The sequence below is a fragment of the Mycolicibacterium sp. XJ870 genome (assembly GCF_053483975.1).
Window position 1 is genome coordinate 1 of sequence record NZ_JBEFTI010000008.1, and the last position, 12,287, is coordinate 12,287.

The window sequence follows — 12,287 nt, forward strand, 5'->3', positions numbered from 1 at the left end:
CGTCCGCTGCGGGACTCGGGGCCGGCTCGGTGGTCGTCGTGGTTGTCGTAGTCGTCGTCGTGGTTGAGGTGCCCGACGGCGAGAGCGGGGCCGGCGGGAGGTTCGGATCCAGCACGGTGTCGATCAGGTAGATGCGGGCGTTCTGGGCCTGGATGCCGCCGCAGATCACCTTGACGTCGTCGTTGACCTTGATGTCGCCGCCCTTGCCGGTCACCTTGATCTCGGCGCCCTGCTGGGTGGGCCGCTGGCCTTTCACATCATCCGGGCCGAGCAGGCCGAGGAATGCGTGGTAGTAGTCCAGGCTCGTGAGCGCGGCCGGATCGGCCTTGAGCGCGTCGAGCTGCGCGGGCGGCAGCTTCGCGAACGCCTCGTTGGTGGGGGCGAACACCACGTACGGGCCGTTGTCGAGCACCGGGAGGATGTTCACCGCCGGATTGAAGCCACCGGAGACCGCTGCGTTGAATGTACTGATCTGTGGGATCGCTGCCAGCACCTGGCTGACCGGCAGATCGGCGAGGGTCTTGTACGTGGGCACGGCTGTCTTGAAGTCGTCGCACGAACCCTGGGGGTCGGGAATCTCGACCACCGGAGCCGCGGTGGTCGTCGGCGCGGGCTCCGGGTCTGCGTAAGCGGTGACCGCCAACGGCAGGGAGGTGGCGATCGCGGCGAATGCCGCTGCTGCCCCCAATGTCTTGGTGCGAGTGTTCATTGCTGGGTTCCTCCCGCTCATGCCGGCCTGGTTCGTCGGCTGCCGGTGACGCGCGCCATTTCGGAACGAAACATTGAGATCCACGATCACCGAAGCCGCGGCGTTCCCCGCGGCGCCGCATCGGATGGTAAGGGTTTCGAAGCGGTTACGGCAAAGCAGTGCTGTCGACCGTTGCCGGTTCTGTGGTCTTGACCTGGGCTTTCCTGATACTGACAGAAAACGCTGCAGCGACGAAACACAGTCCCGCTGCCAGATGGAACGCCAGGTCGTAATTGCCGTTCAGATCGCGCAGCCAGCCGGCTCCGGCGGCTGCGATGGCCGCCCCGATCTGGTGGGAGGCGAACACCCAGCCGAACACCACGGGCGTGCGGTCGCCGAAGTAGTGCCGGCACAACACGATTGTCGGCGGCACGGTCGCCACCCAGTCCAGGCCGTAGAAGACGACGAACACCCAGGTGCTGGGTGCGGCGTGCGGTGAGAGCAGCGACGGCAACAGCAGCAGCGAAACACCCCGGCCCGCGTAGTACACGAGCAGAAGCAACCGGGGGTCGACGCGGTCGGTGAGCCAGCCGGAGAACACCGTTCCCGCCACGTCGAGGATGCCGATGGTGGCGAGCAGGCCCGCTGCCACCGTGGTGGGCATGCCGTGGTCGTTGGCGGCCGGGATGAAGTGGGTCGCGATGAGGCCGTTGGTGGTCATCCCACAGATCGCGAAGCTGGCTGCCAGCAGCCAGAACGCGGGTACCCGGGCTCCGATCCGCAGCCCGTCGAGCGCCGCTTTGAAGCTGCTGGCCGGTACGGCAGGCGGTGGCTTGGTGGTTATTGCCGCCGGATCCGCCCCGTACGGGGCCAGGCCCATGGTGGCGGGATAGTTGCGCATGAACAGCACGACCAGTGGGACGACGGCTACTGCGGCGGCAGCGACGATCAGCGAGGCCCAGCGCCAGCCGTGGCTGGTGGTGACGGCCGCGACGATCGGCAGGAAGATCAGCTGGCCGGTCGCGCTGGCGGCGGTGAGCACCCCGGTGACCAGGCCGCGTCGTTGCTCGAACCAGCGGGTCGCGATCGTGGCGACGAATCCCATCGAGATCGAGCCCGTGCCGATGCCGACCAGCACGCCCCACAGCAGGACCAACTGCCAGCCGGCGGTCATGGTGACGCTCAGTGCCGAGCCCGTGGCGATCAGCAGAAGCGACACGGAAAGCACCGGCCGGACCCCGAATCGGTCCATCAAGGCCGCGGCGAAGGGCGCGGTGAGGCCGTACAACATCATGTTGACCGACATCGCGAACCCGACTGTGCCGTGCGACCAGCCGAACTCGTGGTGCAGCGGGTTCATCATCACGCCGGGTATCGACCGGAAACCCGCTGCGCCGAGTATCGCCACGAAACTCACGGCGGCCACCACCCAAGCCCAGTGGATACGGGTGCGAGTCACCCGATCACTGTCGCGGACCCGGCCGCGCTCGGCCAGTGGCATAAATGACATCAATCGTCAAAAACATGCCAGAATGGCGGGCATGCACCGCGTCGCCGTTCTGCTGCTGGAGCCGGTGATCGGTTTTGATGCGACCATCGCGCCGACACTGTTCTCCAACGCCGCCGATGCGCACGGCGCACCGCTCTACGAGGTGGTGACCTGCGGGCTGACCCGCGGGCCGGTAGCGACGACCAGCGGCTTCGCGGTCGTGCCCGCGGCCGGTCCAGAGGCCTTGGCAACGGCAGACACCGTGGTGATCCCAGGGACGAGGTATCCGCTCGCTCGGGTAGATGGTGTGTTGGGTGCTGATGTCGCTGCCGTGCTGTCGACTATCCGGCCCGGTACGCGGCTGGTGTCGATCTGTACCGGGGCCTTCGTGTTGGCGGCGGCGGGGTGGCTGGACGGCAGGCCCGCCACCACCCATTGGCAACACGCGCAAGCCATGCGCCGGTTACATCCGGAGGTGCTGCTCGACGAGAACGTTCTGTTCGTCGACGACGGCGACCTGCTGACCTCGGCGGGCCTTGCCGCCGGAATCGACTTGTGCCTGCACATCATTCGGTCCGATCACGGCACGCAGGTGGCCAACACCGTCGCGCGGTATTGCGTGGTGCCGCCGTGGCGCGAGGGTGGTCAGGCTCAGTTCATCGACCGCCGGATGCCGGTCGTCGATCAAGCGTCGACCGCGGCCACCCGGGAGTGGGCGCTGAACCATCTGCACGAGGACCTCACCGTGCAGCGGCTGGCCCGGCATGCGCACATGAGTGCCCGGACGTTCAGCCGCCGTTTTCAGGAGGAGACCGGCCAAGCGCCCGGTGGCTGGATCCGCAGCCGCCGCCTCGACCGGGCCAGAGAGTTGCTGGAATCCCACGATCTGCCGGTCGAGGAGGTTGCCCGGCTATCTGGCCTGGGCACCGCGGGCAACCTGCGCCATCACCTGCGGCGGGGGCTTGGCATGTCGCCGTCGAGCTACCGCAAGGTGTACCAGGGGGCATGACCGCAACGGCCGTTTACGATGGCCCGCATGCCTGAGCCGCTGATCGTCACCGTCCTTGGCCACACGCCACACCTGGATTCCGAATCCTGGGTAGCGCCCAATGCCACTGTGATCGGGCAGGTTTCGCTGGCCGCCGGTGCCAGTGTCTGGTACGGCGCAACCCTGCGTGCCGAGTCCGAGCCGATCGAGGTCGGCCCGAACAGCAATATCCAGGACGGTGTCACCGTGCACGTCGACCCGGGCTTCCCCTGCCGCATCGGCTCCGGGGTGACCGTCGGGCACAACGTCGTGCTGCACGGGTGCACCGTCGAGGAGGACAGCCTGATCGGGATGGGCGCGGTGGTGCTCAATGGCGCAGTCATCGGTGCCGGCTCACTGGTGGCCGCTGGTGCCGTCGTCCCGCAGGGCATGGTGGTGCCGCCTCGATCGCTGGTGGCCGGCGTGCCGGGCAAGGTGCGCCGTGAACTGAGCGACGACGAGGTCGGCCACAACCAGTTCAACGCCAAGGCCTACACCCACCTCACCGACTTGCACCGATCGGCGGATTGAGCTGCGCGAAACCCTCCTGGCGGAAGTAGGGGAAGTACGGGTAGGGCGCCTCCCGGGTGCTGGCGGCGTCCAATCGGGCGATCTGAGTGGAGTCCAGCGCCCAGCCGACGGCTCCCAAGTTGTCCCGCAGCTGGCGCTCGTCACGCGCGCCGATGATCACCGACGACACCGTCGGTCGACGCAGCAGCCAGTTCAGCGCGACCTGCGGGACGGTTCTGCCGGTTTCGGCTGCGATCGCGTCGAGTTCGTCGACGACGCGGTAGAGCAGCTCGTCGTCGACCGGCGGCCCTGCGTCAGCGGTGGCGTGCAGCCGGCTGCGCTGCGGTAGTGGCGCACCGCGGCGGATCTTCCCGGTGAGCCGGCCCCAGCCCAGCGGGCTCCACACCAGCGCGCCGACACCTTCGGCCTGCCCCAGCGGCATGAGCTCCCATTCGTAATCCCGGCCGATCAGCGAGTAGTACACCTGATGCGCGACATACCTTGGGCGGCGGTCTTTTTCGGCGTGTTCCAGTGATTTCATCAGCTGCCAGCCGGCGAAGTTGGACACCCCGGTGTAGCGCACCTTGCCTTGCTCGACGAGCATGTCGAGCGTTTGCAGGACTTCGTCGATCGGGGTGTGCGCGTCATAGGCGTGCAGCTGGAACAGGTCGATGCGGTCGGTCTGCAGCCGTGTCAGCGCAGCGTCGACCGCGCGCAACAGCCGCGAACGCGACGTGCCCCAATCGTCTGCTCCGGTGGGCAGGGCGGCCTTGGTGGATATCAGCACGCTGTCGCGACGGCCACGCAGTGCCGCGCCGAGGACCTCTTCGGATCCGCCGTCCGAATACACGTCGGCGGTGTCGAAGAGCGTGATGCCGGCTTCGAGGGCCATGTCCACCATCGCCCGCGCCTGTTCGACGCCGGTGTCGCCCCACGCCTTGAAGAACTCTCCTGACGCACCGAAAGTTGCTGCCCCGAAGCTCAATTCGGAGACCACCAGCCCTGAGTTCCCGACTCTGCGATATTCCACTATCACTCCTTAATGGGAAAAACGTCCTGATAACGAACAGTAGCACTAATGGGACGGAATTCCTATTAAGATGTTGACGATGGCGACCGAACGACCGGGCGGACGCACCGCCGCAGTGCGCGAAGCGGTGCTGTCGGCGGCCGCCGACCTGCTCATCGACTCCGGGCTGGACGGCCTCGAGCTGACGGCGGTCGCCCAGCGGTCCGGAGTCGGCAAGTCGACGGTCTACCGGCGGTGGGGATCAGCACCGGCATTGGTCGCCGACCTGTTGGCGGACATGGCCGAACAGTCGCTGTCGCGGGCCGACACCGGATCGCTGCGCGGTGATCTGAGAGCCAACGCCACGCTGGTGCGGCGTACTCTGACCGATCCGCGCCAGGGCCGGTTGTTCAAGGCCGTGATTGCCGCTGCCACTTGTGATTCCCGCACCGCAGAAGCACTGCAAACCTTCTACGACCGTCGTGTCGCGGAGTGGGCCGGGTGCGTCGTCGATGCGGTCGAGCGCGGCGAGGCTCCGGCGGGCACCGACGCTGCGGCGGCCATTCGGCAGGTGTCCGCGCCGATGTACTACCAATTCCTCACCAGTACAAGACCACTCACGGTCTCCGATGCCAATCGCGCCGTCGACGCGGCACTCGCGGCAATCGCGGCGGGGGTGTTCGCCGCCGACCGCGATTAGGTCTGGTCAATCTGTGGTGGCTTCGGTGCGGGCAGCCCGGCGGGTCCCAAATTCGTGTCCCACGCCACCTTCCATTCCCCGTCCTGCTCCATCTTCACGATCGCGTCGTTGATCTTCGTGAGCAGGTCGGCGTCGTCCTTCTTCAGGCCAATGCCGTACCGCTCCTCCGAGAACAGTTCTCCCACAACGTTGAAGAGGCCGGGCTCTTGCGCCGCATAACCGGCCAGGATCGTCTCATCGGTAGTGACCGCGTCGACACCGCCGTTCTTGAGCGCCTCGACGCACGCGGAGTAGGTGTCGTACTGCTGCAGCTGCACCCGCGGGTACTCGTCTTTGATGCGCTGCGCGGGAACTGATCCGGCGACCGAGCACACCTTTCTGTTGTTCTGCAGCGAAGCCGCGCCAGTGATGTCGGCGGTATCGGACCGCACGAGCAGGCTTTGCCCGGTGATCAGATACGGGCCGGCGAAGGCTACCTTCTCCTTGCGTGCGTCCGTTATCGAGTAGGTCGCGACGATGAACTCGACCTGGTCGTTCTGAATCAGCGTCTCGCGCTGCGCGGACGGCGCCTCCTTCCATTCGATCTGATCCTCGCTATAACCGAGTTCTGCCGCGACATACTTGGCCACGTCGACGTCCAGCCCGCTCATGGTCCCGTCCGGACCCTTCAGGGCGAGTCCAGGTTGGTCGAACTTTGTTCCGATGACGAGCTTGTCGCCGCCATGGTCGCCGGCACATGCTGTCGCCGACAGCGGCACTGAGATCGCGGCGACGACGGCGGCTGCTAATCGCACTGAAATGTAGGGCATGGTCGGTCCTTTCGCGGGGCAGCCATCATCGCCAGCGACGCATTGTCGAGTCGAGGAAAGCTACTGGTTCGGCCGGCATCGTCGAGCGTCACGAATCTGGTGGGTTATTGCGTCGAATCTTGCTGTATGTTCAAGCGTGCGAATATTACCATGTGAGGAAAAATTACCGCCTACGGAAACATGATTGTGCTGTGTGCGGGCATTGCCGTATGCGGGTTCGAAGCTCGCCGACGGGGGCGGACCCACCCAATGCGCCATCCACTCGGGAGACGAATGGTAGCGGCGCAATCAGACTCACCCTGCTGCGAAGGACCTTGATGAAGAAGACGCTCTACACCACATTCGTTGCGGCACTGACATGTTCGGCGTTCGGGTTGCTGCCCGGAGTTGCTACCGCCGAATCGGCCAGCGAGACAGCCGTGAGGACGACGATCAGCAAGCTGGCTTCAAAAGGCTACAGAGTTATCGTTCGCCGAACGGGTAGCGCTTCACTCGATCGGTGCATCGTCAGCGGGGTTCGGCCGGGGTCGACGTTCAGCCGTCCTTCTCCAGGCGCAGGCGGCGACAATGTCACGATGGTGACCAGCAAGACCGTTTACCTCGACGTGGTCTGCTGACGCCGGTCTTCACCATTTAGCGCAACGGATGTGCCAACTCGTCGCGGGGCATCCGGGCCATGGTGAGGGCGACGACGGCCAGCAGTGCCGGCGCGATGCCGGACACCAGGAAGATCGTCTCCATCGAGATCACCTTCGACAGTGGGCCCACGATCGCGAAGGACAACGGCATGAACGCCAGCGACACGAAGAAGTCCAGGCTCGAAACCCGGCCCAGCATCTCCGTGGGTACGCGCCGCTGCAGCAGCGTTCCCCAGATCACCATTCCCGCACCGTCGGTGACGCCGATGACGAACGTCGCCAACGCCATCAGCGGGAACGACGAGGTGTAGCCGACGACCACCAACGGGATGGAGCCGAGGCCCCACATCGTCATCATCGTGGTGAGGTAGCGGCGCGGTATCCGTCGCGACGAGACCGTCAATGCGCCCAGTGCGCTGCCGAACCCGAAGAACGCCAGGATGAATCCGTAGGCTCGAGCGCCGTCGGCGAACCGGTCCTGGGCGATGAACGGCAGCAGCACCTCGATCGGGCCCAGCACGACGAGCACGAACATGCTCGCGAACAGCAGGGTCCACAGCAGCCAGGGCGTGCGCAGCATGAACACGAACCCCTCGCGCAAGTCACGGAGAACCTGCGGCTTTTCGTCAACCCGTTGCACCGCAGACGAATACGACGCCCCACGGGTTGCCACCAGCAGCGCCAGCCCGAGGCCGAACAGCGCGGCCACCACGATCGCGCCCACGTACGGGATGGTCGCGCCGATCACCATGCCCGCCACCGCCGGGCCGACCGAGCGCTGAAAAACCGGGCGCACCACGCCTTCGACGCCGTTGGCAGCCAACAGCTGTTCGGGCGGCAGGATGCGCGGCAGGATGGCGCTGTAGGCCGGGAAGAAGAAGGCGGCGGCGATGCCGAGAATGCCTGCGGCCACTGCCATGTGCCAGATCTTCAGCGCGTCCATCAGCCCGAGCGCCGCGATCACCGAGACGGTGATGAAGTTGACCGTCTCGACGGCGATGATGATCGTGCGCTGGTTGATGCGGTCCGCGGCGATACCGCCGACGAGCACGAAAGCGACCAGTCCGGCGCCCAGGCAGGTTGCGACCAGGGACAGCGACGCCGGATCGTTGTCGATCGCGATGACCTGTAACGCCATCACCACCGACCACATGCCCTCGGCGAAGATCGACAGCGTCACCGCAGCGATCAGCAGGCGGTACTCCCGTGTTCGGAACGGTGCGAGCACGCGCCACCCGCCGGCCTCGCGGACCGGCTGCTCGATGTCGTGTTGCATGCTCACCACTTGATGGTGCCCACCGGTGGCGATCTAGTCCAACGATTTTCAGGCGCGAGCAGACGCGGAATCGCACAAAACCGGGCTCGGTAATGCGATTCTCTGTCTGCTCGCGAGAGAGAGAAATTAGGAGTCGGTGAACTCCGGGCGCCGGTTCTGCTGGAACGCGCGGGTGCCTTCGCGGAAGTCCTTCGACACCAACAGTTCCAGCTGGCCTTCGCGTTCCCGCGCGAAGGCACCGTCGAGTTCGGTGAGCGTGGCCGCGTTGACAGCCTGCTTGGTCTTGCGCAGCGCCACCGCCGGACCGGACCGAAGCTTCGAGATGACCTTGTCCACCGCGGCGTCGAACTCGGCGGCCGGATACACCCCGCTGACCAGGCCCCAGTCATAGGCGTCCGTGGCGGTGAGCCGATCGGCGAGCAGTGCCAGGCGCATGGCCCGGATGCGTCCGACTGCCGCCGCCACCAATGCCGACGCGCCGCCGTCGGGCATCAGCCCGATCTTGGTGAAGGCCAGCAGGAAGAACGCCTCCTCCGAGGCCAGCACGATGTCGCATGCCAGTGCCAGTGAGACCCCGACCCCGGCAGCAGGGCCCTGCACCACGGCCACAACGGGTTTGGGCAGCGCCACGATCGATGCGACAGCGCGGTTGGCGGCGTCGAGCACCCCTGCGGCGTCATGGCTCTTGGCGTTCTGGTCTTCCTCACTGATGCCCGCGCCCGAACTGAATCCGCGACCCGCGCCGCCCAGTCGGACCACACGGACGCCCGGGTCGGTCGCGGCGAGTTCCATCGCGTCGGCGATCGTCGTCAGCATGTCCTGGGTCAGGGAGTTGAGGCTGTCGGGCCGGTTGAGCGTCACCGACAGCACGCCGTCGACGAGTGACACGGTGAGGTCGTCGATGCTGGTGTAGGAGCCGGTGCTGGAATCCGTGGTGGTCATTGCTGAACCCTAAATCCGGCGACAAGGTTATACAAGTAAGCTATGTCGGCGGTCAACTGAGGCCTACACGCGAAGGGGCGTTTGAGCATGACAGGACCATTGCAGGGTTTGCGCGTTGTGGAGTTGGCCGGGATCGGCCCCGGCCCGCACGCGGCGATGATTCTCGGCGACTTGGGCGCCGACGTGGTGCGCATCGAGCGGCCGGGCCGCAGCGGGGGAGTGCCCGCGGGTGACCGCGATTCGATGCTGCGTAACCGTCGTTCGGTGGCGGCGAACTTGAAGGACGACGAAGGCCGCCAACTGGTCCTCGACCTGATCTCCAAGGCCGACGTGCTGATCGAGGGCTACCGGCCCGGCGTCACCGAACGGCTGGGCCTTGGGCCCGACGACTGCGCCAAGGTCAACGAACGGCTGATCTACGCCCGCATGACCGGTTGGGGACAGACCGGCCCGCGTGCGCTTCAGGCCGGCCATGACATCAACTACATCTCGCTCAACGGTCTGCTGCATGCGGTCGGGCGCAAGGGCGAGCGGCCCGTTCCGCCGCTGAACCTGGCCGGCGACTTCGGCGGCGGTTCGATGTTCCTGATCGTGGGCATCCTCGCGGCCTTGTTCGAGCGGCAGACCTCGGGCAAGGGTCAGGTGATCGACGCCGCAATGGTCGACGGATCCTCTGTGCTGATGCAGATGATGTGGGGTTTTCGTGCCAATGGCCTGTGGTCCGACGAACGCGGCACCAACATGCTCGACACCGGTGCGCCCTACTACGACACCTACGAGACCGCCGACGGACGCTACGTCGCGGTCGGTGCGATCGAGCCGCAGTTCTACGCCGAGATGCTCAAGGGCATCGGACTCGACACGGCCGATCTTCCCGGCCAGAACGACATGGCCCGGTGGCCCGAGTTGCGTGAGGCGTTCACCAAGGCCTTCGCCGCGCATGATCGTGATCATTGGGCCAAGGTTTTCGCCGGTACCGACGCGTGCGTGACGCCGGTGCTGAGCTTCGCCGAGGTGCTCACCGAACCGCACATCGCCGACCGCGACACGTTCTACGACGACGCGGGCAACCTGCAGCCGATGCCGGCACCCCGGTTTTCCCGCAGCACGTTGGCGCAGCCGACACCGCCCGGCGAGCGCGGCGCGGACACCGAAGCCGTCCTGCGCGACTGGGTTTAGTCCCCAACAACCATTGGGTCGGCACACGGCCGGCCGGAAAGGAACGCGGTATATGGAGATCAAGGACGCGGTAGCCGTCGTCACCGGCGGCGCATCCGGTCTGGGCCTGGCCACCACGAAGCGGCTGCTCGACGCGGGCGCACAGGTTGTGGTCATCGACCTCAAGGGTGAAGAAGTCGTGGCCGAACTGGGCGATCGAGCCAAGTTCGTCGCCACCGACGTCACCGACGAGGCCGGTGTGTCCGAGGCGCTCGACGTCGCGGAGTCGCTCGGCCCGGTGCGCATCAACGTCAACTGCGCAGGCATCGGTAACGCGATCAAGACGCTGTCCAAGAACGGCGCCTTCCCGCTCGACGGCTTCCGAAAGGTGGTCGAGGTCAACCTGATCGGCACGTTCAACGTGCTGCGCCTGAGCGCCGAGCGCATCGCCAAGACCGAACCGGTCGGAGAAGAGCGCGGCGTCATCATCAACACCGCGTCGGTCGCGGCGTTTGACGGCCAGATCGGCCAGGCCGCCTACTCGGCGTCCAAGGGCGGCGTGGTCGGCATGACCCTGCCGATCGCGCGCGACCTGTCGCGAGAGCTGATCCGCGTGTGCACCATCGCCCCCGGCCTTTTCAAGACGCCGCTGCTCGGTTCGCTGCCCGAGGAGGCGCAGAAGTCGTTGGGACAGCAGGTGCCGCATCCGGCCCGGCTGGGCGATCCCGACGAGTACGGCGCGCTGGCCGTGCACATTGTCGAGAACCCGATGCTCAACGGTGAAGTGATCCGCCTGGATGGCGCGATCCGGATGGCCCCGAGGTAGACCGCGATGACGCTTACGACGAAGTTCACCGAGACATTTGGGATCGAACATCCCATCGTGCAGGGCGGTATGCAGTGGGTGGGCCGCGCGGAGCTTGTCGCCGCCGTCGCGAATGCCGGCGCGCTCGGTTTCATCACCGCGTTGACCCAGCCGACTCCAGCCGACCTGGCCAAGGAGATCGAGCGCTGCCGGGAGTTGACCGACAAGCCGTTCGGCGTCAACCTGACGATCCTTCCGACGATCAACCCGCCGCCATATGACGAGTACCGGCAGGTCATCGTCGACTCCGGCATCAAGATCGTCGAGACCGCGGGCTCCAACCCGGCGCCGCATCTGCCGATGTTCCACGACAACGGCATCAAGGTGCTGCACAAGTGCACCTCGGTGCGCCATGCGGTCAAGGCGCAGAGCCTTGGCGTGGACGGCATCAGCATCGACGGCTTCGAATGTGCAGGTCATCCTGGTGAGGACGACATCCCCGGCCTGGTCCTGATTCCGGCGGCCTCGGCCAAGATCGACATCCCGATGATCGCCTCGGGCGGTTTCGCCGACGCCCGCGGTCTGGTGGCAGCGCTGGCCCTGGGTGCCGACGGCATCAACATGGGCTCACGGTTCATGTGCACCGAGGAGTCGGCCATTCATCAGAAGGTCAAGGAAGCGATCGTGGCGGGCACCGAGCTCGACACCGAGCTGATCTTCCGGCCACTACGTAACACTGCGCGCGTCGCGAGCAACGCGGTGTCGCGCGAGGTGGTGGAGATCCTCAACCGCGGCGGGCAGTTCGAGGACGTCAAGGATCTGGTGGCCGGAAAGCGCGGCGTGAAGGTCTATGAGATCGGAGATCTCGACGCGGGCATTTGGTCGGTCGGCACCTCGATGGGCCTGATCAACGACATTCCGACCTGCGGTGAGCTGGTCTCACGGATGGTGGCCGAGGCCGAAGAACTGATCAGCGGCCGGTTGGCCGGCATGCTCGAGATCGACGAAGAAGAGAACGTGGCGTAACAGGAAAATCGACGTATGTGCCCGGTTCGGGCAAACTCACCATGGAAAACGCGCGCCGCGAGGCGCGCGTTTTCTCATACGGCGGTACGTAGGGGCTGGTAGTCGTCAAACTGCTCCGAGGTATCACCCTCGACCAGGACATCGCCGTGGTAGAGAGCCTCGAAGTCGACCTTGATGACATCTGCACTGGTGTCGTCGATCCACATGACA

At 65.8% G+C, this 12,287-nt stretch carries 13 protein-coding genes; 6 read left to right on the top strand and 7 right to left on the bottom strand.

All coding sequences use genetic code 11. The annotated features are described in order from the left end of the window. Together ABQF30_RS23620 and ABQF30_RS23625 are read right to left on the bottom strand one after the other, a co-directional pair. The coding region (locus ABQF30_RS23620; protein ID WP_448468363.1) for a fasciclin domain-containing protein at positions 1-709 on the bottom strand (709 nt) is incomplete at its 3' end. Positions 710-854: 145 nt separating this feature from the next. Next, complete coding sequence (locus ABQF30_RS23625) at positions 855-2,189, bottom strand: MFS transporter (protein WP_448468365.1); 1,335 nt, start codon at positions 2,187-2,189, stop codon at positions 855-857. 40 nt (positions 2,190-2,229) lie between these two features. Between ABQF30_RS23625 and ABQF30_RS23630 the strand changes: the two genes are divergently transcribed. After that, positions 2,230-3,186, top strand: coding sequence for a GlxA family transcriptional regulator (locus ABQF30_RS23630; RefSeq protein WP_448468367.1), 957 nt, complete (start codon positions 2,230-2,232; stop codon positions 3,184-3,186). A 27-nt stretch (positions 3,187-3,213) separates the two neighbouring features. Continuing rightward, positions 3,214-3,735, top strand: a complete 522-nt coding sequence (locus tag ABQF30_RS23635; RefSeq protein ID WP_448468369.1) for a gamma carbonic anhydrase family protein — start codon at positions 3,214-3,216, stop codon at positions 3,733-3,735. Here ABQF30_RS23635 and ABQF30_RS23640 read toward each other — a convergent pair. Continuing rightward, complete coding sequence (locus tag ABQF30_RS23640; protein WP_448468371.1) at positions 3,707-4,744, bottom strand: aldo/keto reductase; 1,038 nt, start codon at positions 4,742-4,744, stop codon at positions 3,707-3,709. The genes ABQF30_RS23635 and ABQF30_RS23640 overlap by 29 nt on opposite strands. A gap of 79 nt (positions 4,745-4,823) precedes the next feature. Here ABQF30_RS23640 and ABQF30_RS23645 point away from each other — a divergent pair, with 79 nt between their 5' ends. After that, on the top strand, positions 4,824-5,423 hold the full coding sequence (locus ABQF30_RS23645; RefSeq protein ID WP_448468373.1) for a TetR/AcrR family transcriptional regulator: 600 nt from the start codon (positions 4,824-4,826) through the stop codon (positions 5,421-5,423). Here ABQF30_RS23645 and ABQF30_RS23650 read toward each other — a convergent pair. From ABQF30_RS23650 to ABQF30_RS23660, 3 genes are all read right to left on the bottom strand, one after another. Continuing rightward, positions 5,420-6,232: a glutamate ABC transporter substrate-binding protein gene (locus ABQF30_RS23650; protein WP_448468375.1), complete on the bottom strand. Its 813-nt coding sequence runs from the start codon at positions 6,230-6,232 to the stop codon at positions 5,420-5,422. The two genes, ABQF30_RS23645 and ABQF30_RS23650, sit on opposite strands and share 4 nt — an antisense overlap. A 633-nt stretch (positions 6,233-6,865) precedes the next feature. Then, complete coding sequence (gene tet(V), locus ABQF30_RS23655) at positions 6,866-8,146, bottom strand: tetracycline efflux MFS transporter Tet(V) (protein ID WP_448468815.1); 1,281 nt, start codon at positions 8,144-8,146, stop codon at positions 6,866-6,868. 126 nt (positions 8,147-8,272) lie between these two features. Next, positions 8,273-9,088, bottom strand: coding sequence for an enoyl-CoA hydratase (locus ABQF30_RS23660; RefSeq protein WP_448468377.1), 816 nt, complete (start codon positions 9,086-9,088; stop codon positions 8,273-8,275). Between the two features lie 87 nt (positions 9,089-9,175). On the opposite strand from ABQF30_RS23660, the gene ABQF30_RS23665 reads away from it, so the two are divergent. The 3 genes from ABQF30_RS23665 to ABQF30_RS23675 are packed head-to-tail and all read left to right on the top strand — an operon-like array spanning position 9,176 to position 12,077. Beyond that, positions 9,176-10,267, top strand: a complete 1,092-nt coding sequence (locus ABQF30_RS23665; RefSeq protein WP_448468379.1) for a CaiB/BaiF CoA transferase family protein — start codon at positions 9,176-9,178, stop codon at positions 10,265-10,267. 52 nt (positions 10,268-10,319) lie between these two features. After that, entirely contained in the window at positions 10,320-11,072 is a 753-nt protein-coding gene (locus ABQF30_RS23670; RefSeq protein ID WP_448468381.1) for a 3-hydroxyacyl-CoA dehydrogenase, read from the top strand. 6 nt (positions 11,073-11,078) lie between these two features. After that, positions 11,079-12,077 (top strand): NAD(P)H-dependent flavin oxidoreductase, encoded by a 999-nt coding sequence (locus ABQF30_RS23675; protein WP_448468383.1) that lies wholly within the window; start codon positions 11,079-11,081, stop codon positions 12,075-12,077. A gap of 74 nt (positions 12,078-12,151) precedes the next feature. Here ABQF30_RS23675 and ABQF30_RS23680 read toward each other — a convergent pair whose 3' ends face one another. Then, positions 12,152-12,283, bottom strand: coding sequence for a hypothetical protein (locus tag ABQF30_RS23680; protein WP_448468385.1), 132 nt, complete (start codon positions 12,281-12,283; stop codon positions 12,152-12,154). Positions 12,284-12,287 lie beyond the last annotated feature (4 nt).